The organism is Parasphingomonas zepuensis, from assembly GCF_036663735.1.
In the GTDB taxonomy this organism is placed as follows: domain Bacteria; phylum Pseudomonadota; class Alphaproteobacteria; order Sphingomonadales; family Sphingomonadaceae; genus Sphingomonas.
This window is the reverse complement of record NZ_JAXOJO010000001.1, coordinates 479,841-500,998: the sequence shown is the minus strand read 5'-3', so window position 1 is coordinate 500,998 and position 21,158 is coordinate 479,841. Positions and strand designations below refer to the sequence as shown.

Annotated in this window: 17 protein-coding genes; 9 read left to right on the top strand and 8 right to left on the bottom strand. The window is 67.4% G+C overall.

From position 1 onward, the window contains the following. Window positions 1-282 precede the first annotated feature (282 nt). The gene (locus U1769_RS02475; RefSeq protein WP_332711468.1) at window positions 283-2,550 is read left to right on the top strand and encodes a TonB-dependent hemoglobin/transferrin/lactoferrin family receptor; all 2,268 of its coding nucleotides are present in this window, start codon (window positions 283-285) and stop codon (window positions 2,548-2,550) included. Window positions 2,551-2,596: 46 nt separating this feature from the next. Beyond that, entirely contained in the window at window positions 2,597-3,577 is a 981-nt protein-coding gene (locus U1769_RS02470; RefSeq protein WP_332711465.1) for a DUF6607 family protein, read from the top strand. Window positions 3,578-3,750: 173 nt separating this feature from the next. On the opposite strand, the gene U1769_RS02465 is transcribed toward U1769_RS02470, so the two are convergent. Further along, window positions 3,751-4,056, bottom strand: a complete 306-nt coding sequence (locus tag U1769_RS02465; protein WP_332711462.1) for a ribosomal protein L7/L12 — start codon at window positions 4,054-4,056, stop codon at window positions 3,751-3,753. A 346-nt stretch (window positions 4,057-4,402) separates the two neighbouring features. Here U1769_RS02465 and lgt point away from each other — a divergent pair, with 346 nt between their 5' ends. Beyond that, window positions 4,403-5,233 carry a prolipoprotein diacylglyceryl transferase gene (lgt, locus tag U1769_RS02460; protein ID WP_332711459.1) on the top strand — a complete coding sequence of 277 codons (831 nt, stop codon included), beginning with the start codon at window positions 4,403-4,405 and terminating at the stop codon, window positions 5,231-5,233. Between the two features lie 8 nt (window positions 5,234-5,241). Here lgt and U1769_RS02455 read toward each other — a convergent pair whose 3' ends face one another. From U1769_RS02455 to U1769_RS02425, 7 genes are all read right to left on the bottom strand, one after another. Beyond that, the gene (locus U1769_RS02455) at window positions 5,242-5,883 is read right to left on the bottom strand and encodes a hypothetical protein (protein WP_332711456.1); all 642 of its coding nucleotides are present in this window, start codon (window positions 5,881-5,883) and stop codon (window positions 5,242-5,244) included. Window positions 5,884-5,918: 35 nt separating this feature from the next. Continuing rightward, on the bottom strand, window positions 5,919-6,815 hold the full coding sequence (locus tag U1769_RS02450) for a TauD/TfdA dioxygenase family protein (RefSeq protein ID WP_332711453.1): 897 nt from the start codon (window positions 6,813-6,815) through the stop codon (window positions 5,919-5,921). 198 nt (window positions 6,816-7,013) lie between these two features. After that, a complete protein-coding gene (gene epsC / locus U1769_RS02445; protein ID WP_332711451.1) occupies window positions 7,014-7,961 on the bottom strand; it encodes a serine O-acetyltransferase EpsC in 948 nt (315 codons plus the stop codon). Window positions 7,962-7,986: 25 nt separating this feature from the next. Further along, complete coding sequence (locus tag U1769_RS02440; protein ID WP_332711448.1) at window positions 7,987-9,657, bottom strand: arylsulfatase; 1,671 nt, start codon at window positions 9,655-9,657, stop codon at window positions 7,987-7,989. A 149-nt stretch (window positions 9,658-9,806) separates the two neighbouring features. After that, the gene (locus U1769_RS02435; protein WP_332711446.1) at window positions 9,807-10,742 is read right to left on the bottom strand and encodes a TauD/TfdA dioxygenase family protein; all 936 of its coding nucleotides are present in this window, start codon (window positions 10,740-10,742) and stop codon (window positions 9,807-9,809) included. Window positions 10,743-10,756: 14 nt separating this feature from the next. Continuing rightward, window positions 10,757-12,160, bottom strand: coding sequence for an MFS transporter (locus U1769_RS02430; RefSeq protein WP_332711444.1), 1,404 nt, complete (start codon window positions 12,158-12,160; stop codon window positions 10,757-10,759). Window positions 12,161-12,163: 3 nt separating this feature from the next. Next, window positions 12,164-14,575 (bottom strand): TonB-dependent receptor, encoded by a 2,412-nt coding sequence (locus U1769_RS02425; RefSeq protein WP_332711441.1) that lies wholly within the window; start codon window positions 14,573-14,575, stop codon window positions 12,164-12,166. A 509-nt stretch (window positions 14,576-15,084) separates the two neighbouring features. Here U1769_RS02425 and U1769_RS02420 point away from each other — a divergent pair. The 6 genes from U1769_RS02420 to U1769_RS02395 all read left to right on the top strand — a co-directional run bounded on the left by U1769_RS02420 (window position 15,085) and on the right by U1769_RS02395 (window position 21,153). Continuing rightward, window positions 15,085-15,828, top strand: coding sequence for an AcvB/VirJ family lysyl-phosphatidylglycerol hydrolase (locus U1769_RS02420; protein ID WP_332711438.1), 744 nt, complete (start codon window positions 15,085-15,087; stop codon window positions 15,826-15,828). Beyond that, window positions 15,825-16,214, top strand: coding sequence for a DUF2147 domain-containing protein (locus tag U1769_RS02415; protein WP_332711436.1), 390 nt, complete (start codon window positions 15,825-15,827; stop codon window positions 16,212-16,214). Before U1769_RS02420 ends, U1769_RS02415 begins: the two co-directional genes overlap by 4 nt. Further along, window positions 16,184-18,772 (top strand): bifunctional lysylphosphatidylglycerol flippase/synthetase MprF, encoded by a 2,589-nt coding sequence (gene mprF, locus U1769_RS02410; protein WP_332711433.1) that lies wholly within the window; start codon window positions 16,184-16,186, stop codon window positions 18,770-18,772. The genes U1769_RS02415 and mprF overlap by 31 nt, the downstream gene beginning before the upstream one ends. 179 nt (window positions 18,773-18,951) lie before the next feature. After that, window positions 18,952-19,266 carry a co-chaperone GroES gene (groES, locus tag U1769_RS02405; RefSeq protein WP_332711431.1) on the top strand — a complete coding sequence of 105 codons (315 nt, stop codon included), beginning with the start codon at window positions 18,952-18,954 and terminating at the stop codon, window positions 19,264-19,266. 66 nt (window positions 19,267-19,332) lie between these two features. Further along, complete coding sequence (gene groL / locus U1769_RS02400) at window positions 19,333-20,922, top strand: chaperonin GroEL (RefSeq protein ID WP_332711429.1); 1,590 nt, start codon at window positions 19,333-19,335, stop codon at window positions 20,920-20,922. Window positions 20,923-20,943: 21 nt separating this feature from the next. Further along, window positions 20,944-21,153, top strand: coding sequence for a hypothetical protein (locus U1769_RS02395; RefSeq protein WP_332711426.1), 210 nt, complete (start codon window positions 20,944-20,946; stop codon window positions 21,151-21,153). Window positions 21,154-21,158: the final 5 nt, after the last annotated feature.

The following is a 21,158-nucleotide window of genomic DNA, read 5'->3' as shown; positions in this document are numbered from 1 at the left end:
GCGGAAGAAAGAACGGCCCTTCGACAAGCTCAGGGCGAACGGGAGGAGTACAGCCAACCGAGATTCGCGCGAGCCACGTAGCTCGTCGTCGGTCATCGCGGAGGCCGCCGAGCCGATAGCTGGCTCCACTCCTGAATATCCCATGCACCCAGCGCGCTCAGCCGCGATCCGCGACAGCGGGCGATACAACCACGGCCGCACCGATTGACACGCCGAAACCCCAAGTCTAGCCAATGCAAACGCGAATCACTCGCATTAGCATTACATTGACTCGGGGGTTACATGATCGATCGTCAACCATCGCCGCTGGCCGCACGCCGCCGCATCGCCTTGCGCGCGTCCGCCACCGCCCTCGCCTGCGCGCTCGCCGCCAGCCCGGCCCTGGCCGCCGACACGCCCCCGGCCGATGAGGACCGCGATCTCGTCACGGTCACCGCCACGCGAACGCCGGTGCTGATCTCCGACGCGCCCGCCACCGTCACCGTGATCGACGCCGAGACGATCGCCGATCAGCTCGCGACTGACGTGAAGGATCTCGTCCGCTTCGAACCCGGCATCAGCGTGCGCCGCGCGCCGACCCGCTTCGGTGCGGCGCAGGGCGTCACCGGGCGTGACGGCAATGCCGGCTTCAACATCCGCGGGCTGGAGGGCAATCGCGTGCTCATCCAGGTGGACGGCGTGCGCGTGCCCGACGGCTTCGAATTCGGCGCTCAGTCGGCCGGACGCGGCGACTATGTCGATCTCGGCACGATCAAGTCGGTCGAGATTCTGCGCGGCCCGGCCTCGGCGCTCTATGGCAGCGACGGGCTGGCCGGCGCGGTCAGCTTCGTCACCAGCGATCCGCGCGATTTCCTGGTCGGCGGCAAGAGCGTGGGGGGCATCGTCCGCGCCGGCTATGATTCGGCCGACGACCAGTTCTCGGAGACCGGCATCGTCGCAGGCGAGTCCGGCGCATGGTCCGGCATGGTCGCCTATACCCGCCGCGACGGGCACGAACTGGACAACAAGGGCAGCAACGAATCCCCCAACGCCAGCCGCACCGCGCCCAACCCGCAGGACACGCGCTCCAACGCCGTGCTCGCCAAGATCGTCTTCGCGCCGGACGACGCCAACCGCATCCGGCTGACCTATGATCATCTCGACGGCAGGGTCAGCACCAATGTGCTGAGCGGCATCTCCAACGCAGTGACGATCCCCGCGAACGGCGTGATCGGCCTGACGGCGCGCGACCGCACCCGGCGCGACCGCGTCGCGCTCGACTGGCGCTACACCGGCACCGGCCTGATCGAGTCGGCCCAGCTCACTGCCTGGTACCAGGATGGCGAGAACCGCCAGTTCACCGCCGAGGACCGCAACATCTCCGCCGATCGCACCCGGCTCAACACCTTCGAGAACCGCGTTTACGGCGCCAGCGCCGAGCTGCGCAGCGATTTCGCCACTGGCGCGCTGACGCACAAGCTCGTCTATGGCGGCGATGTCAGCGTCACCCGGCAAAAGGGCCTGCGCGACGGCACCGTGCCGACCGCGCCGGACGTCTTCCCGACGCGCGCCTTCCCGGTGACGGATTACACGCTGGCCGGCGGTTACATCTCCGACGAGATCGGCATCGCGGACGGAATGGTCACGCTGTTTCCGGCGCTGCGCTTCGATCATTACAGCCTCAATCCGAAGACCGATCCTTTGTTGCCCGGCTTTGCCGCGGCGAAGCAGAGCGACTCGCACCTGTCGCCCAAATTGGGATTGGTGGCGCGGCCGGTGGAGGGCGTGCGCCTGTTCGCCAACTACGCGCGCGGTTTCAAGGCGCCGTCACCGACTCAGGTCAACCAGTTCTTCCAGAATCTGGGGCAAGGCTATACGTCGATTCCCAACCCCGATCTGCGCCCGGAAACGAGCGAGACCTGGGAAGGCGGTGTCAAGGTCGCCACCGGCCCGATCAATGCCGAAATCGCCGGCTTCACCGGACGCTACAAGGATTTCATCAGCCAGGAAGTGGTGAGCGGCAGCTTCACCCCGGCCAATCCGGCCGTGTTCCAGTTCATCAACCTCAACCGCGTGAAGATCGAGGGGGTCGAGGGCAAGCTCGAGGCAAGCAGCGGCGGCTTCACCGGCAGGCTCGCGGCCAGCTATGCCAAGGGAACGGTTACCGGCACCGGCGGGGTGAAGTCGCCATTGTCGACGATCGATCCGGTCAAGCTGGTCGCCGGCATCGGCTATGATGCGGCCGATCGCCGGTTCGGCGGACAGCTCATCGCCACGCATGCCGCGCAAAAATCCCTGTCCGCGACGACCTATGTCGGCACCACCGGCGAGGCCAGCATATGCACCGGCGTGGGGGGCTGCTTCCGCCCCGGCGGCTTCACCATCCTCGATGCCACCGCCTATGTCCGGCTTGGCGATGTCGTGACCCTGCGCGCCGGCATCTTCAACATCTTCGACAAGAAATATGCCTGGTGGAGCGACGTACGCGGTCTCGCCGACAGCTCCACGGTCAAGGACGCCTATACCCAGCCCGGCCGCAACGCGAGCGTGTCGCTCACCGCGAAATTCTGACCTTCCTCTCCCGCAAACGGGATATCGTGAAAAGGAGCCGATGCTCATGAACATCTCTTTCCGCCTCGCCCTTGCCGCCGGCCTGCTCACCCTTCCGCTCGCGGCGCCCGCTTTGGCCGACGGCCCCGTCGCCGCCCGCACGGCCGTCGATGAAAAAGCTGCCTTCGATGCCGATCGCGCCGCGATCCTTGCCATGGCCGGCAATTACAAGGTCACCTTCGACATGCGCGAGACCACGTCGTGGCGCGCCGATTACACCCCGATCCCGGCCAAGATCTCGGGCGGGCACGAAAGCGTCCGCGTGGTCGAGGACAGCGGCCGCCACATCGTGCTGCAACATCTGCTGGTCGTCACCAGCGAGGGCAAGACGATGGTGATCAAGCACTGGCGGCAGGACTGGAATTTCGAGCCAGCCGCCGTGCTCGTCTATGCCGGCAACGGCCGCTGGAACGAGGAGGCCGTGCCGGAACGGATGCGCAAGGGCCGCTGGTCGCAGACGGTGTGGCAGACGGACGATTCCCCGCGCTATGGCGGCTGGGGCGAATGGACCGATGACGGCGGCGTGCGGCGCTGGCGCAGCAACTGGACGGTGCGCCCTCTCGCCCGGCGCGATGCGGTGCGCCACCCGCGCTACGATCGCTATCTCGGCATCAACCGCCACTCGCCCTCGCCGGCCGGCTGGATTCACTGGCAGGACAATATCAAGATGGGCCCGGTCGACGGCAAGATCGTGCCCTTCGTCCAGGAATCGGTGCTCAACACCTATGCGAAGGACGATGCCTACGACGTGAAGGCCGGCGACGCCTATTGGGCCGCGACGAAGGAGTATTGGGCCGCCGTCCGCACCGCGTGGGACGCAGCGATCGCCCGCGACAAGGGCGTGTCGGTCGCCGAAGTGGCGGAGACCGGATCGGCCTCGGGCGAACGGCTGATGGGCTTTGCCGACGAGATCCAGGCCGGCAAGCTCACCACCGCGGCCGCGATCGGCAAGGCGCAGGCGGTTATAACCGAGGTGACGAAACGCTGAGCCGGGCGGCGGATACCACCACATTCCGTTCGCCCTGAGCTTGTCGACCCGAAGGGCGAGCGTAGCTCAACGGCTGTTCTTTCCTGCGTGGAAGAGAAGAGCAAGGGTTGACCTGCGGCCGCCTTCGGCCCGACAAGCTCAGCCCGAACGGGAAGGGGTGATGGAATCATCCGTCACTCCATCGACTCCACCAGATCCTTGCTGTCCTTCAGCCCCAGATGCGTCACATCCCGCGCCAGCTTGATCGCCTCGATCTTGCGCCCGGCAGCAAGCAGCGCGCGAACCTGCGCCTCCACCTCCGGCGGCAAGGCGACGGGCGCCGCCAGCGATACCTTCTGCACCACGGGCGCCGGCCGATAATGCGGCGCCTGCCCGCCCCCCATCAACGGATCGCGCCCGCGCGACGAGCGCAGCGCCCAGAGCAGAAGTATCAGGAACGCGACCCCGATCGCGATCAGCACGGGGATGGGAACGAACATCGCTGCTCCTCTGTGCCGACAGTGGCGATCGGCACCGTAGCGACGGCCGCCCCGGATCGTCAAAAACGGCAGGCCAGGGCGAGCGCGGCCTGGGCGTCCCTACAGATACTCGCCGCTCCTTCTGCTCCCCGGCGAAGGCCGGGGCCCAGTTGGGGGACGAGCGTGGCGAAGCGCTGCGCCTCGTTATTACGACCTTCCCAACTGGGCCCCGGCCTTCGCCGGGGAACAGTGCCCTGCATGAATCTTGGCCAGACTGGCCCCCCACAGCTCCGTCGCCGCCGCCGCCGGCCGTCTCGCCACCGCTCGGCCGATCGGCTAGGAACGCCGCCGGCGAAAGCGGAGACCCATGGCTGCGACACCCCTTCACTGGACGGATCTCGGCCTGTCGCCGGTGGCGTTCAATCTCGGCCCGCTCGCGGTCCATTGGTACGGCCTCAGCTATCTCGCCATGCTGCTGCTGGGCTGGTGGTATCTGCGCCTGCTCGTGCGACAACCGGGCGCGCCGATGCGCGCGGCGCAGGTCGATGATCTCGTCACTTATGTCGCGATCGGGGTCATCGCCGGCGGCCGGCTCGGCTACACATTATTCTATCAGCCGGCGCTGTGGTCGCACCCGCTCGACGTGCTGAAGCTATGGGAAGGCGGCATGTCCTTCCATGGCGGCCTGATCGGCCTGGTCGTCGCGCTGTGGCTGTTCGCCCGGCGCCACGCGGTCAACCTGCTGCGCCTGTGCGACTATATCGGCTGCGCCACGCCCTTCGGCCTCGTCCTGGTGCGGCTGGCGAATTTCGTGAATGGTGAACTGTGGGGCCGGCCCACGTCGCTTCCCTGGGGCATGGTCTTTCCCGGCGCCGGAGACGATCTGCCGCGGCATCCGAGCCAGCTCTACGAGGCCGGGCTCGAGGGTCTGCTGATGATGGCGGTGCTCGGCTTCCTGTTCTGGCGCACCGACGCGCGCTACCGGCCGGGGCGGCTGCTCGGCGCCGGCCTGCTGCTCTATGGCTGCGCCCGCTTCATGCTCGAACAGGTGCGCCAGCCGGACCGCGGGCTCGAACATCTGTCCTGGGGCCTGACCATGGGCCAGACGCTGAGCGTGCCGATCATCGTGGCAGGCCTGTATTTCACCTTCTACGCGTTCCACCAGCCCGTCAGGACGGCCGGCTCAGCGACGGGATGAGGCGCCGCTCAATCGTCCATGTCGGGATGCCACAGGCTCAGATCCTCCTCGACTGAGAAGCGCCGCACGGTCACCCGGCGCGTCGCCGGATCGTCGTCGGTCGTGGAGGCACTGGTCTCGCTGAGGTTGAGCGTCTTCGTCCGCGCGTCATAGTGGCCGTCAAGCCGGATCGCGTAGCCGGTCGGGCAGGGGCGAGCGCGGGGCAGCAGGCGGTCGCATTCCACCAGGCGCACCGGCTCGCCCGTCTCCGGATAGACGATCCGGTTGCCCCGGATCACGGTCATCGCTGCGAACCCGGGATAGGCGCCGGATTCGCCCTGAACATTCGCATTATAGGCATCGCCCTGCAGCTTGAAGCTATAGGGCCCGCAGCGCACGTAGCGGATCAGCGGCCCGCGGATGTCGGCCTGGCCGGTCCAGCCGGGCAAGGCCTGCGACAACGTCTCGGGATCGATCACGGTGCGTCGGGGATAGCCGGTTTCGGCCGAACGGGCGGCGTTGCTCGCGCTCACCGAGAAACGGAAATGCTGCGGATCGCACAGGATGACGATCGGCTCGGCATCGCTTTCCACCTGCGGGGCGGGTTGCGGTCCGGCAGGTTTCGATGCTGCCTCCTGCAGGGCCGCGAGCGCGATGGCGACGATCAACATGCGGCAATCTAGCGATTCCTGCAGCCCGATCGCAACTACCGACTCACCACATCCCCGGAAACCGTCACCCGCTCGAGCACCCGGTCGGCCGGCCAGTAATCGCCCACCGCATAATGTTGGGTGGATCGGTTGTCCCAGATGCCGATCGCATTGGGCGTCCAGCGGAACCGCACCTGATATTCCGGCACCTTGATCCGGTCGTAGAGCAGCCGCAGCAGCTCCCGGCTCTCCTCCTCGGGGATGCCCAGGATCTTCGTCGTGAAGGTGTAGTTGACGTAGAGGATCTTCTCGCCCGTCTCGGTATGCGTGCGCACCACCGGATGCGTCACCGCCGGGAAATCGCGCGCCAGCTGAGCGCGCTTCTCCTCGCTCACCCGTCCGCCGAAGCTCGCGACGATGTCGTGCTCGGCGTCCAGATTGGCGATGCGCTCCTTCACTGGCTGGGGCAGCCCGTCATAGGCCGCCGCCGCATCCGACCAGATCGTGTCTCCGCCAAGCGGCGGGATCAGCCGGGCGCGCAGCACGGAGGCGATCGACGGCCGCTGCCGGAACGTTACGTCGGTATGCCACTTATTATAGGCCTTGAACGGCGCGACCGTGTCAGCCGTCAGCTGCACGCCTTCGACGCCCTTGATCAGCAGGATCTCGGGGTGGCCCTCGACATGCGGGATCACCGGATGGCCCTCGAGCTCGCCGAACAGCCGGCCGAGCCGCAGATGGCTTTCATGATCCACATCCTGGTCGCGAAAGAAGATCACCTTGTGGCGCAACCACGCCTCGCGCACGATCTCGGCGACGCTGTCGTCGAGCGGCTGGTTCAGGCCGATGCCGGTCAGCTCGGCCCCGATCGTCGGGGTCGACGGCGCGATCGTGATCCCGCGGGACGCAGCGCGCTCCTGCAGGTCGGTCTGGATGTTCAAAGCGGTCGCCATGGCGATCTCCTCTCCGTGCTTGAATGTCTGCTCTCGCGAGCGGTTACGCAATAGGTGCAGCGCGCCGGAAACCGCTCCCTCTCCGTTCGCCCTGAGCTTGTCGACCCGAAGGGCGAGCGCAGCTCAACGGCCGTTCTTTCTTCCGCGCAAGGGAAGAGCAGGGCTTCGACAAGCTCAGCCCGAACGGGGAGGGGATTCTCACCCCTCCGGAAACAGCCCCGGCCCCTCGCCCGCGGCGAAGGACAGGGCCGCCGGCTGCATCACCAGCGCCCCCGGCGCGACGTCCTCGGTCACCCACACATTGCCGCCGACCGTCGCGCCGCGCCCGATCGTCACCCGGCCGAGGATCGTGGCGCCGGCATAGATCACCACATCGTCCTCGACGATCGGGTGCCGCGCGAAGCGCTCGCGCACGCTGTGCCCGTCTTCCGGCGGCAGGCGGCGCGCGCCGAGCGTGACATGCTGGTACAGCCGCACGCGCGCGCCGATGATCGTGGTCTCGCCGATCACCACGCCGGTGCCATGATCGATGAAGAAGCTCGGCCCGATCGTCGCGCCGGGATGGATGTCGATCCCGGTACGGGTGTTGGCGATCTCGGAGATCACGCGCGCGACCAGCGGCGCGCCCAGCTCGAACAGCACATGCGCCAGCCTGTGGTACATCACCGCCACCGCGCACGGGTAGCAGATCAGGATCTCGTCGACGCTGCGCGCGGCCGGATCGCCCTGGAAGGCGGCGGCGACGTCGCTGTCGATCAGCCGGCGGATCTCGGGCAGCGCCAGCGCGAACAGCCGCACGATCGTCTCGCCATGATCGCATTCGAACCGGTCGCCGGTCTCCGCCTCCCAATAGCGCAGTTCGCGCGCGATCTCGGCGGCGAGCAGCCCGAACGCCTGGTCGAGCCGCAGCCGGACGAACACATCCTCGGTCGTGCCCTCGAAATGGCCGAGCCGCTGCGGAAACAGCGCGGCTTCGAGATGCTCGAGCATGAATTCGAGCGCGACCCGCGACGGGAAGCGCGCCGTGCCGGCATTGGCATGGCGCTGGTGCGCGACCCGCCAGTCGTGCCGCGCCGCCGCGAGGCCGGCAACGACGCTGTCGATCGGCGTCACGCCACTCGGGATATGGGGAGGAATCGCGTTCATGTCGGTCCTCGATAAGGCTCGTCGCTCATGGGAACGCCACCGGCGTCGACGGCATGATCACGCCGACCTGCTTGCCATAGGCATCCCAGGCCGCGGTCAGCGCGGCGACGCGCTTCGGGTTGCGGCCCGCCAGGTCGCGCGTCTCGCCCGGGTCGCGCGCCACGTCGAACAGCTTCCAGCCATCGCCCAGATTGACCGCCTTCCAGTCGCCCTGGCGGATCGCCCGCCGGCCGAACAGCTCGCTGCCGACCAGCTCGTCGGCGGCATGGACGCGCTCGGCCCGGCCGGTCAGATAGGGCAGCCAGCTCTGCCCGCGCACCGGCTGCACCGCACGCCCGGCATAGCTGGTGCCGCGCCACTCGCCGCCGGCCGCCTCGACCAGCGTCGGCACCACGTCCATCACCGTGCCGAAGGCGCCGGAAACGCCGCTTTTGGTCACGCCGGGCCAGTCGATGAACGCGGCCACGCGCGTGCCGCCCTCGGTGACATGGCCCTTGTACAGCCAGGACGGTGCCGTGGCCGCCTGTGCCCAGCCCGGGCCATAGCCGATATAGGAAGTCGGCTTGCCCAGATTGGCGAAGCTGTTGTCGGCCGCCTTCACCCGCTCGCTCAGCCCCGGGATCTCCGCCCGTGCCACGTCCAGCCCCTCGGCGCCGTTATCGGCGGTGAACAGGATGATGGTGTTGTCATATTGCCCGGTCGCCTTCAGATGGGCGATCACCCGGCCGACATTCTGGTCCATCCGGTCGACCATCGCGGCATAGATTTCCATCGCCCTGCCCTGTTCGCGTTTCTGTTCCGGCGTCAGGCTCGCCCAGTCGGCGCCCGGCTTCAGCACCAGCGGATGGGCCGCGACATTGGTCGGGATCAGCCCGAGCTTCTTCTGCCGCGCCAGCCGCTGCGTGCGCAGCACTTCGAAGCCGGCATCATATTTCCCGCGATAGCGCGCGACATCCTCGTCCGGCGCCTGCAGCGGCCAGTGCGGCGCGGTGAAGGTCAGATAGGCGAAGAACGGCTTGGTCTTGTCGGCCTTGCCGAGGAACTCGATCAGCTTGGTGGCATAGGTGTCGGACGAATAGAAACCGGCGGGCAGGGTGCTCAATTGCGCGCCATTCTCCCAATAGGTCGTGCCCCGGTCGCCCGGCGCCTTGGAGAGATCGAGCCCGTAATGATTGCCGCCGCCCTGGGCGAGATCGAAGCTCTGGTCGAAGCCGTGGCGCGCCGGGCTGTCCTCCGCGCGCGTGCCGAGATGCCATTTGCCCGACATGATCGTCGCATAATCTAGGTCGCGCAGCCGGTCCGCCAGGCTGACGATGTCGCCCGGCAAATACCCTTCATAACCGCGCTGGCCCCGCTGGTTCGGTGCGAGCAGTTCGGCCATGTTGCCCACGCCGGCGAGGTGATTGTCGGTCCCGCTCAGCAGCATCGACCGCGTCGGGGAGCAGGTCGGCGCGGCATGGAAACCCGTCAGCTTCAGCCCGTGCGCGGCGATCGCATCGAGGTTCGGCGTGCTGATCTCCCCGCCGAACGCCCCCAGATCGGAATAGCCGAGATCGTCGGCGACGATAACGAGGATGTTCGGCCGCGGCTCCGCCGGCTCGGCCGCGTCGAGCGGCGCCGGCGCAGTGCCGCCATGCAGCAGCACCAGCGGGGCCATGGCGACGATGGCGGCGGAGAGGAGGGTATAGCGTTTCATGGTCGGTACCTTGGAAAAGGTGATGCACGTCTTCCCTTCTCCCCCTGTGGGAGAAGGTGGCGCGAAGCGCCGGATGAGGGGGAGTGAGGTTCGCGACACTCGCGCATGCCCCCCTCACCGGTCCCTCTCCCGCTGGGAGAGGGAAATTTCTACTCCGCCGCCACCAGCTCCGGCTCGGGCTTCACAACCCGGCTCGCGCCGCCGTCGACGCCCACCGGCACGGAGCCGGCCACCGTAGCCCGGCGCAGCAGGCGGCGCTGCTTGCCGAAATCGGCGATCGCGCGGTGCTGGGTCGCGCGATTGTCCCAGATCGCGACGTCGCCCACCGACCAGCGCCAGCGCACCGTGTTCTCCGGCTTGGTGATATGGTCCTGCAGCAGGCCGAACAGCCGGGCGAAATCGTCGCGATTCAGCCCGACGAAGGACTTCACGAAATTGCCGAGCAGCAACACGCGCTCCTGCGTCTCGGGATGGATATGCACCACCGGATGCTCGGTCTCGTAGGTGGTCGAGGCGAACACGTCGCGGTGCCGCTTCACCTGCTCGGCCGTCGCTTCCGGCCGGCTCGCGGCATAGTCGAAGGCATTGGTGTGCACGGCGCGCAGCTGCTCGGCCAGGGCCTTGAGCGGCGCCGGCAGATCGGCATAGGCCGTCGCGCCGTTCGCCCATAAAGTGTCGCCGCCGGCCGGCGGGATGATCAGCGCGCGCAGCACGGATGCCGACGGGAAAGCCGGCAGGAAGGTGATGTCGGTATGCCAGGCCGATGCCGCTTCGCCTTCCTTGGAATTCAGCTCGAGCAGGAAGCGCGATCCTTGCGCGACCGGCACGGTCGGATGGGCCAGCGGTTCGCCCAATCGCGCGGCAAAGGCCTCGTGCGAGTCGTCGTCGAGATGCGCCTGGTCGCGAAAGAAGATCACCTTGTGCCGCACCAGCGCGGCGCGGACCGCCGCGACGACGGCATCGTCGAGATCGCCGCCGAGCCGCACGCCGCGGATCTCGGCGCCGATCCGGCCCCCGACCGGCACGATCTCCAGCGGGCTGTCGGCGTCGGCGACATTGTCGAAATGATGGATCAGGGCAGTCATGGCATTTCCCTCCTTCAGGCGTTCGTGGCGGTGGATGGCTCGGCGGCGTCGAGCGCGCGGCGGACTTCGTCATGCGCGGCGCGGTCGAGCGGGAAGCGCCAGATGATCGCGGCGGCGATGATGTGGGCGATCGCTGGACCGAACGCGAAGACGTATTTCAGCGCTTCGAGCGATCCCGGCGCGCTGGCGCCCTTGGGGTCGAAGCCGAACCACGCGACCAGCGGCAGGGCGATGCCGATGCCGATCGCCGGGCCGAGCTTCGCGGACAGGCTGAACACCGAATAGAACAGGCCGGTGCGGTCATGCCCCGTCCTCACGCGGTGTGCGTCGGCGACATCGCCGACCATCGCGCGCAGCATCAGATTGCCCGATCCCTGGCTCAGCCCCTGCGCCGCGGTCAGCACGATCAGCAGGCCGAGCATGCCGGGAAAGACCAGGATCAGCGCGGTGTTGATCGCTGCCTGAGTCAGCTCGCCGGCGATCGCCGTCTCGCGCTTGCCGAGCCGGTACCCGATCCTGAGCCAGATCGGCCCGGCCAGCACGCCGAACACGAACTGCAGCAGGTACAGGCCGCTCGCCCAGGCGGGCAGGCCCATATAATAGACCGCGAAGAACACGATCAGCCCGGCGCGGATGCTTTGTCCCGCCGTCACGGCGACGTCCGAGGCAAGCACGCGCAGCAGCAGCCCGTCGGCGAAGATCAGCCGCGTCGTGCGCCAGAAGCCGGCCCGGGCCGGCGGGACCGCCGGCAGCGGCGGTTCGCGAAAGGCGAGCAGGCTGGCGAACAGCGCTGGGATCAGGCTCGCGATGATGAAGCCGCCGACCACCTGCAGCTTCAGCCCGCCGTCGCCCGGCCGGATCTGGTCGAGCAGCGTCGGCAGCACGAGCACCAGCAGCAGCCCGATCGAGCGCAACGTGAGCTGATAGGTCACCACCCGGGTGCGCCCGTGATAATCGCGGTCGATCTCCCCGGCCCAGGCGGAGAAGGGAATCTCGATCATCGTCCAGCCGAGATAGAAGACGAACAGGACCAGCCCGAGATAGAGCGGCCCGACCAGGGCGGCGGGCGGGAAGAACAAAAGGGTCGATCCCAGGCCGAACAGCACGCCGCCGGCCGCGATCCACGGGCGCCGGCGGCCGAAGCGGGTCCGCGTGCGGTCGCTCAGCACCCCGACGATCGGGTCGGACGCCACATCCCACAACCGGCCGAGCAGGAAGATGAAGCCGATCGTCGCCAGCGAAATGCCGTAATGCGTCGCATAGAGCTGCGGTACGAAGATCGACAGCGGCAGGCCCGCCGCGGCGATCGGCACCGCGATCGAGGCGAAGCCGATCAGCCGTCCCGCAGGCGGACGGCCGGATGGCGCTGCCGTCTGCTCCGCGACCGGTGTCGGGAAATCGAGGGCAAGCGTCGCCATGTCCTAGATCCTCACCCGGAAGGTCGCGCCGACGGTGCGCGGATCGCCGAGATTGGCGGTGATCAGCCCGGTCGCGGCGATGGACAAAGTCTGGAAATAATCCTTGTCGAACAGGTTCTTCGCCCAGACTGACAGGTCGTAGCGGCCATCGTCGAGCTTGATCCCGACGCGGGCGTTGCCGATCCCGTAATTCGGTACGAGCGTGAAGCGGCTGTCGCTGACCGCGGTGTAGAAGGACGATCGCCAGCTGTAATCGATATGGCCGTACAGCGCGGTCCGCTCGCCCACCGGCTGAGTCACGTCGGCGCCGCCGGTGAAGGTCCATTTCGGCACGCCCGCGAGCGGCTTGCCGGACAGGTCGGATGAGGGAGAGCCGCCAGGCCGCTGTTGGGTCGGGTTCAGCGCCTCGACCGGGGTCGGCCCGTTGCGGTAATCGACATAATAGGCGTCGGTATAGGCGCCGGACAGGTTCAGGCTGATCCGGTCGCTCACCGCCCACACCGCATCCGCTTCGATGCCGCGCGATCGGGCCAGCGGGATGTTGGTGATGTAGTTGCGGAAATTGGTGGTGCCGACGATCTGCTCGGTGATCGCCGTCTGGTAATTGGCGACATCGGTCCAGAACGCCGCGGCATTCAGCGTCACGGCGCGGCCGAAGAACTGGCTCTTCACGCCGAGCTCGTAATTGTCGACCTTTTCCGGTGCGATCACCGCGCTGATCCCGGCCGGCAGGTTGGACAGGTTTAGCCCGCCGGATTTGTTGCCCCGCGCATAGCTCGCATAGAGCAGCACGTCGTCGGTTGCCTTCCAGCTCAGCGTCGCCAGCCCGGACAGGCTGTCGTCGCTGGTCTTGGCGGTATAGGCGACGACCGGGTTGAGCTGGGTGCGGATCGCTATCGCAGCTTTCTGCTGATCCGCGTTCAGCCCGTCCAGCGAGAGCCCTGCCACTTGCTGCTGGGCGAAGCCGCCGGCCTTTTTCTCATGGGTGAAACGCAGCCCGGTGGTCAGGCTCAGCGCGTCGGAGATGTGCCAGACGGTCTGGCCGAACAGCGCGTAGCTGTGGGTGGCTGGCGTCGATTGCGAGCGCGATTCGAAGCCGTTGACCGCGGCGTTGGCGACGACCTGGTTCTGCGCAGGAAACAGCCATTTGGCCGCGGCCGAGCCATAGGCGGCGGCGCCGTAGCCGCGGATGATCTGGTAGAAATAATAGCCGCCGACGACATAGTCGATCGTGTTGCGGCCGTTCGAGGCGAGGCGGACTTCCTGGCTGAACTGGCGCTGGTTGTTCTGCTGCTGGTTCTTGAGATTGGCCGGCACTGCAGTCGCATCGCTGTCGTTTGCCGGGTACCAGTTCCATCGCCGCCACGCGGTAACGGATGTCAGCGTGACGGGCCCGGCATCCCAGTTGGCCTGGCCGGAAACGCCCCAGGTGTTCATATTGGCCTGGAAATGCGCTTCCGCGTCGGTGATGCGGTCGAACGGCGCGATGGGCAAGGGGGTGTACCCCACCCCGTTCGCGCGATCGATGAAGTTGTTCGCGATCGCGGCGCCATTGTCATATTTGGTGATGACGCCGGCGATGATGCCGATGCAGCAATTCTGCTCCTGCTTGCCGTAATCGGCGATGATCCGCGCCGTCAGGTTCGGCGTGGGCGTGATCAGCAGCTGGCCGCGCGCGCTGAAATTGTCGAAATCATGGACCTTCTTGCCGGTCGTGATGTTGCGGATGAAGCCGTCGCGGTGCGTATCGCTGACGCTGAGGCGCGCCGCGAGCAGATTGTCGATCAGCCCGCCGCTGATCGATCCGCGCACCTGGTGGAATCCGTAATTGCCGCCGGTTGCTTCGCCGAACCCTTCCAGGTCGAAGGTCGGCGCCTTGGAGCTGATGTTGATTGCGCCGGCCGTGGTGTTCTTGCCGAACAATGTGCCCTGCGGCCCGCGCAGCACTTCGATCCGGTCGAGATCGACCAGCTCGAACTGGCTCTGGCCGAGCCGCCCGTAATAGACCTGGTCGATATAGATGCCGACGCCGTTCTCCAGCCCGTCATTGGTCAGCGCGACGTTCGAGCCGAGGCCGCGGATGTTCACATTGGTGTTGCGCGGGTTGAAGCTGAATACCTGCAGGCTCGGCACGCTCTGCTGGATCGTGCCGAGCGTATAGTCGCCGCGCACCCGCAGGCTTTCGGCGCTGACCACGCTGAGCGCGATCGGCACGTCCTGCGCGCGCTCCGAGCGGCGGCGCGCGGTGACGACGACATCGGTCCCTGCCTCGTCCGCGCCGGGCGCGGCGGTGTCTTCCGGCGCGCTCACCGCATTGCTGGCGCTCACCGTCTGCGCGGCGGCCGGCTGGGCGATCAGCGCCAGCGGCGCTGCGCCGGCGAGCGCTGTGAGACGGAAGATGCGGCGTGACGTCATGACGGTAATACCCTTTTGTTCCTGGACGCACGTTTCCCGTCCCGGATCGCAAGATCACCAGGCTAAAAGGCGCGCCAATCCCCCACGCAAATCGCGCGTTGTTGTTTATTCAGTAAGAAACGGTCGATCAGGACCGGTTATCTAAAAAGCAGTTCCGGTCGAATATTGAAGCAATAGCCACGAATCATCGCGGTCTCCTCGCCGGGTTGACGACATGCCCGATTCATCGACCTGTGTGGCGAACCGAACGACTCTATTCCTATCGATTCGATGGGATATGGAAAGCCAAGTTCGACTTGTCGCCCGGAAAGCGCGGCTAACGGCACCATAAACCAAGGTGTGCCTGTTCCCCTCGGCCACCCCTCCTAAATCAGCCGGATGACCGACACGCGCTGCCCGGAAACAATGCTCTCCCGTGTACGGAAACTCCCGCGGCGGGCGGCCGTGGATGACGCTTTTGTCACGCGCCTTCCATCATCGCGTCAGGCGCCGGGTTCTAGCGACGGGCGATGACGCTGCGACCCGCCTCGATGAGTCTGCTCCGCTGGCTCGCCGCGGCGCTGCTGCTGGTCGCCGCCGCCGCTCTCGGCGTGGCCGCGACCGCCGGCTTCTTCGATCGCGATCCGATGCGCTTCCTGGGGGATTACAGCCGCAGCCGGACACCGCTCGCCCTGGTCTTCTTCTCGGGCGACATGGGGCTGCGCTTCGGCATGGGCCCGGCCGTCACGCGAGCGCTCGCCCATGACGTCCCGGTGATGGGCGTGAATTCGCCCGCGCTGTTCGGCCGGCACCGCACCCGGGCCGAGGTCGATGCGGTCGTCGCCGACGCGGTGCGCGAAGCGCTCGCGCGGGCGCACGCCGATCGCATCGTCCTGGTCGGCCAGTCCTTCGGGTCGGACATGCTCGCCACCGGCCTCGCCGCGCTGCCGCCCGATCTGCGCGCGAAGGTGGCGGCGATCGTGCTCGTCGTGCCGGGCCGCACGGTCTATTTCCGCGCCGATCCCACCGGCTTCGCCTATCGCGGCACGCCGGACAGCTATGCGGTCGATACGATCCGCACCGTCAGCTGGGCGCCGCTGGTCTGCATCTATGGCCGCCGCGAGCCCGACAGCCTGTGTCCGCTGCTCGATCGGCCGGGCGTGCGCCGCATCGTCCTGCCGGGCGGCCACTTTCTCGACAATGATCGGGATCGGCTGATCGCCACCATCCGCGCCGCCCTTCATCCAATCCTGCCGAACGAGATTCCCGCATGATCGCCCTGCTTTCCGCTCTCGCCCTTGCCGCTGCCCCCGTCGCCGTGCCTCAGGATCAGCCGGTCGGCCTGTGGGAGAATCCCCGGGCAACGATCCGGGTGCGGACCGCGCCGTGCGGCACTGCCCTGTGCGGCGCGATCGTCGCCGCCAGCCCCACGGCCGAGGCCGATGCGCGCGACGCCGGCGTCACCAGCCTGATCGGCACCGAGCTGCTCCGCGATTACCGGCAGATCGGCCCGGATCGCTGGGCGGGCACCGTCTATGTGCCGGATATGGGCCACAGCTTCTCGTCGCGCATCGTCCAGCTCTCGCCCGATACGCTGCAGATCTCGGGCTGCCTGATCGGAGGGTTCCTGTGCAAGTCGCAGATCTGGAAGCGGGTCTGAACCCCGGCGAAACGCGGCCCGGGGCGGCGCCCTGGATGCTGCGGCACCGGCGGGTGGTGGTCGGGCTGGCCGTGCTCGCCATGGCGCTGCTCGGCTTCGCGGCGCTGCACGGGCTGCTCGCCGAAGTGCGCCTGCGCGACGTGCGCGCCGCGCTGCACGACATCCCGTCCGGCCGGATCGCGCTGGCGCTGGCGCTGACCGCGGGCAGCTATCTCTGCCTGACCTGCTATGATCTGCTCGCGCTGCGGGCGATCGGGCGGCCCTTGCCCTGGCGCACCGCCGCGCTGGCGTCCTTCACCAGCTATGCGATCAGCAACAATCTCGGCCTGTCGCTGCTGACCGGCGGTTCGGCGCGCTACCGCGTCTATGCCGCGGCGGGGCTCGATCTGCCCGATGTGGCGCGCGTCACGCTGCTTGCCTCGGCGACCTTCTGGGGCGGGGTGATCGCGGTGGCCGCGGCCGGCCTCTCGCTCGCCGGCGCGCCGATCGATCTCGGCGTCCTTACGATCGCGCCGGTGGCGGGCCACATCGCGGCGGCGATCCTGCTCGCCTGCATCGCCTTGCCGTTCGTGCTTCGGATGAGCGGCCGCGCGCGGATCGGCCGTGGCCGTTTCACCCTGCCGATCCCCCCGGCCGGCATCATGGCGGCACAGATCGGCGTGGCGACGCTCGATCTCACCTTCGCCGCCGCCGCGCTATATGTGCTGATGCCCGCCGCGGCGGCGCCGTCGCCCGATCTGTTCCTGATCGCCTATGCCGTCGGGCTGCTCGCGGTCTTGGTGACGCATGTGCCGGGCGGCATCGGCGTGTTCGAGGCCGTGATGCTGGCGATCGTGCCCGGTGACCGGCCCGGGCTATTCGCGGCGCTGCTGCTCTATCGCATCGTCTATTATGTCCTCCCGCTGGTCGGCGCGGCCGGGCTGCTCGGTGCGATCGAGGGGCACCGCCTGCGCCGCCCGCTCGCGGTCGGCATGTCGCTGGTCGATCAGGCCAGCCGCGCGCTCGCCCCGCCGCTGCTCGCCGTGCTGGTCTTCACCGGGGGCCTGGTGCTGCTCGTCTCGGGCGCGCTGCCCGCGGTGCAGGATCGCCTCCACTGGCTGGCCGATATCCTGCCCTTGCCCTTTATCGAGGCATCGCATTTCTCCGCGAGCCTTGCCGGCACCGCGCTGATCCTCGTCTCGCCCGCGATCAACGCGCGGCTGCGCAGCGGCTTCATCGCCGCACGGCTGCTGCTGCTCGGCGGTGTGCTCTTCTCGCTGCTGAAGGGCGTGGATTATGAGGAAGCCGCGGTCCTCGCGGTGATGGCGGCGGTCCTGCAATATTGCCGTCCGGCCTTTTATCGCCGCGCCGGCCTGTTCGATGCGCCGTTCCAGCGATTGTGGATCGCGGCGGCCGTGGTGGCGGTCGGCCTGAGCCTGTGGGCCGGCTTCTTCGCATACAAGCACGTCCCTTATTCGAGCGACCTGTGGTGGGAATTCGCGTGGCACGGCAATGCGCCGCGCTTCCTGCGCGCGAGCGTCGGCGCGGCCGTGATCCTGCTCGCGGTGGCCTGCTGGCGGCTGCTCGCCGCGCCGGCGCGCAGCACGGGCGAAAGCGTGCTGTCCCGCGCGGTCGCCGAGCGGGCGCTTGCCGTCACGGATCGCACCGATGCCGCGCTCGCCTTTACCGGGGACAAATGCTTCCTCGTCTCGGCCGCCGGCGATGCCTTTCTGATGTACCGCGTGCAGGGGCGCAGCTGGATCGTGATGGGCGATCCGGTCGGGCCGGCGGAGGCCTGGTCGGAATTGGTCTGGCGCCTCCGCGCCGATTGTGATGCGGCGCGCGGATGGCTGTGCTTTTACCAGGCAAGCGCGGACATGCTGCCGCTGCTGGTCGAGCTCGGCTTGCAGACGATGAAATATGGCGAGGAAGCGCATGTCCCGCTGGACAGCTTCACGCTCGATGGCCCGGCGGCGAAGTCGCTGCGCCACTCCGTCCGCCGCGGCGAAGCCGCCGGCCTGCGCTTCGAGATCCTGCCCGCCGCCGATGTCGCGGCACAGGGCCCGGCGCTCGCTGCGGTGTCCGATGCGTGGCTGAAGGGCAAGGCCGGTGCCGAGAAGCGCTTCAGCATCGGCCGCTTCGATCCCGACTATCTGACCCGCTTCGATTGCGCGGTGTTGTGGCAGGGCGACCGGATCGTGGCCTTCGGCAATATCTGGGCGACGCTGAACCGCGCCGAGCTGTCGGTCGATCTGATGCGGCATCTGCCGGATGCGCCGTACGGCACGATGGATTATCTGCTCGTCTCGCTGATGGGGTGGGGCAAGGCCCAGGGCTATCGTCACTTCAACCTGGGCATGGCGCCGCTGTCCGGCCTTGGCGGCGGCCGGCTCGCGCCGGGCTGGTCGCGAATCGGGCATGCGATCTACGGCCACGCAGAGGCGTTATACGGCTTTACCGGCCTGCGCGCGTTCAAGGCGAAGTTCCGTCCGGAGTGGCAGCCGCGCTATATCGCGACCCCGCCCGGCCTGCCCGCAGCGCGCGCGATGATCGACCTGCTCGCGCTGATCGGCGGCTGATCGGCGGTTCGGCGGGGGTCGTTTCGGGGCAGGCGCCCTTGCTACTCGCGGCATTAGCGCCCACATGGGGGTGGCTGGCACTCCCCGGGCGGGAGCGCCAAATCGCAACTCGGCAGCGCTGGCTTCCCCCTTGTGAAAGCGACGATTTCGTCGCGACCCAGCGACCGAATCGGCGATTCATGACCTTCCGACCGCTCCACGACCGAGTCCTTGTCCGCCGTATCGAAGCCGCCGAAAAGACCGCCGGCGGCATCATCATTCCCGAGACCGCCAAGGAAAAGCCGCAGGAAGGCGAGATCGTCTCGGTCGGCTCGGGCGTGCGCGCCGAAAACGGCACGATCACCCCGCTCGACGTCAAGGCCGGCGACAAGATCCTGTTCGGCAAATGGTCCGGCACCGAGATCAAGATCGACGGCGAAGACCTGCTGATCATGAAAGAGTCGGACGTTTTGGGCATTGTTGGCGACGCCAACGGGCTGAGCGTCGTCGGCTGAACGAACTGCTCCGCTAATTACGGCGGTCCGCCTGGATCGCGATCCCTATTTCAAGGAACAGTCATCATGGCAGCCAAAGACGTCAAATTCTCGCGCGACGCCCGCGAATCGATCATGCGCGGCGTCGACCTCCTTGCCGATGCGGTGAAGGTCACGCTCGGCCCCAAGGGCCGCAATGTCGTGCTCGACAGGGGCTACGGCGCCCCGCGCATCACCAAGGACGGCGTCAGCGTCGCCAAGGAAATCGAGCTCAAGGACAAGTTCGAGAATATGGGCGCGCAAATGCTGCGCGCGGTCGCGTCCAAGACGCATGACCATGCCGGTGACGGCACCACCACCGCGACCGTGCTCGCGCAGGCGATCGTGCGCGAAGGCATGAAGTCGGTCTCGGCCGGGGTCAGCCCGATGGACCTGAAGCGCGGCATCGATCTCGCCGTGCTGCGCGTGGTCGAGGATCTCGCGGCCCGTTCGAAGCCAGTCGCCAATAATGACGAGATCGCTCAGGTCGGCATCATCTCCGCCAATGGCGACGAGGAGATCGGCCGCCGCATCGCCGAGGCGATGGACCGCGTCGGCAAGGAAGGCGTCATCTCGGTCGAGGATGCCCAGGGCGTCGATTTCGAGCTTGAGGTCGTCGACGGCATGCAGTTCGACCGCGGCTATCTGTCCCCGTATTTCGTCACCAATCCCGAAAAGATGTCGATCGAGCTGATCGATCCGTACATCCTGATCCACGAGAAGAAGCTGTCGAGCCTCCAGGCGCTGCTGCCGATCCTCGAAGCCGTGATCCAGACCGGTCGTCCGCTGCTGATCATCGCCGAGGACATCGAGGGTGAGGCGCTCGCCACGCTCGTCGTCAACAAGCTGCGCGGCGGGCTGAAGGTCGCGGCCGTCAAGGCGCCCGGCTTCGGCGATCGCCGCAAGGCGATGCTTGAGGACATCGCGATCCTCACCAACGCGCAGACCGTGTCGGAGGATCTCGGGATCAAGCTGGAGAGCGTCACGATCGAGATGCTCGGCACCGCCAAGCGCGTGACGATCGACAAGGACAATACGACGATCGTCGACGGCGCCGGCGCGCCAGAGGCGATCAGCGGCCGGGTCGAGGCGATCAAGCAGCAGATCGAGAACACCACCAGCGACTATGACCAGGAGAAGCTCCAGGAGCGCCTCGCCAAGCTCGCCGGAGGCGTCGCGATCATCAAGGTCGGCGCATCGACCGAAGTAGAGCTGCGCGAGCGCAAGGACCGCGTCGACGATGCGCTCAGCGCGACCCGCGCCGCGGTGGAGGAAGGCATCGTCCCCGGTGGCGGCACGGCGCTGCTCTATGCATCGAAGGCGCTCGACGCCATGAAGGGCGCGAACGACGATCAGACCCGCGGCATCGATATCGTCCGCACCGCGCTGCAGGCGCCGCTGCGCCAGATCGCCGAGAATGCCGGCCATGACGGCGGCGTCGTCGCGGGCAAGCTGATCGACGGCAACGACCAGAATATGGGCTTCAACGCCCAGACCGAGCGATACGAGAATCTCGTCCAGTCGGGCGTGATCGATCCGACCAAGGTCGTGCGCTCGGCCCTGCAGGATGCGGCGTCCGTCGCCGGCCTGCTGCTCACCACCGAAGCGGCCATTGCCGATGCCGTCGATCCCGCCTGATCCATTTTCTGAGGAGTATTTATGTCGAGAATTCCAGTCCGCCCGTTCCTCGTCGCCAAGGATGACGAAGGCGTGTTCCGCGTGACCGTGCGCACCACCCGCTATAATTCGCAGGGCTATCCGCTCGTGTCGGCCGAGCTGCTTGCGGACACGTTCCGTACCCAGACGGCCGCGCGAACCTTCGTGCGCGAGACCTACAAGGCCGAAACCGGCGATATCGCCAGTAAATAAGCTCA

Excerpts from the sequence above, each read along its gene's own strand:
- lgt (WP_332711459.1), top strand. The coding sequence starts at position 4,403 with ATGGCTGCGACACCCCTTCACTGGACGGATCTCGGCCTGTCGCCGGTG.
- U1769_RS02475 (WP_332711468.1), top strand. The coding sequence starts at position 283 with ATGATCGATCGTCAACCATCGCCGCTGGCCGCACGCCGCCGCATCGCC.
- U1769_RS02430 (WP_332711444.1), bottom strand. The coding sequence starts at position 12,160 with ATGGCGACGCTTGCCCTCGATTTCCCGACACCGGTCGCGGAGCAGACG.
- U1769_RS02435 (WP_332711446.1), bottom strand. The coding sequence starts at position 10,742 with ATGACTGCCCTGATCCATCATTTCGACAATGTCGCCGACGCCGACAGC.
- epsC (WP_332711451.1), bottom strand. The coding sequence starts at position 7,961 with ATGAACGCGATTCCTCCCCATATCCCGAGTGGCGTGACGCCGATCGAC.
- U1769_RS02450 (WP_332711453.1), bottom strand. The coding sequence starts at position 6,815 with ATGGCGACCGCTTTGAACATCCAGACCGACCTGCAGGAGCGCGCTGCG.
- groES (WP_332711431.1), top strand. The coding sequence starts at position 18,952 with ATGACCTTCCGACCGCTCCACGACCGAGTCCTTGTCCGCCGTATCGAA.
- U1769_RS02455 (WP_332711456.1), bottom strand. The coding sequence starts at position 5,883 with ATGTTGATCGTCGCCATCGCGCTCGCGGCCCTGCAGGAGGCAGCATCG.
- U1769_RS02470 (WP_332711465.1), top strand. The coding sequence starts at position 2,597 with ATGAACATCTCTTTCCGCCTCGCCCTTGCCGCCGGCCTGCTCACCCTT.
- U1769_RS02465 (WP_332711462.1), bottom strand. The coding sequence starts at position 4,056 with ATGTTCGTTCCCATCCCCGTGCTGATCGCGATCGGGGTCGCGTTCCTG.
- U1769_RS02420 (WP_332711438.1), top strand. The coding sequence starts at position 15,085 with ATGACGCTGCGACCCGCCTCGATGAGTCTGCTCCGCTGGCTCGCCGCG.
- U1769_RS02440 (WP_332711448.1), bottom strand. The coding sequence starts at position 9,657 with ATGAAACGCTATACCCTCCTCTCCGCCGCCATCGTCGCCATGGCCCCG.
- U1769_RS02425 (WP_332711441.1), bottom strand. The coding sequence starts at position 14,575 with ATGACGTCACGCCGCATCTTCCGTCTCACAGCGCTCGCCGGCGCAGCG.
- groL (WP_332711429.1), top strand. The coding sequence starts at position 19,333 with ATGGCAGCCAAAGACGTCAAATTCTCGCGCGACGCCCGCGAATCGATC.
- U1769_RS02415 (WP_332711436.1), top strand. The coding sequence starts at position 15,825 with ATGATCGCCCTGCTTTCCGCTCTCGCCCTTGCCGCTGCCCCCGTCGCC.
- U1769_RS02395 (WP_332711426.1), top strand. The coding sequence starts at position 20,944 with ATGTCGAGAATTCCAGTCCGCCCGTTCCTCGTCGCCAAGGATGACGAA.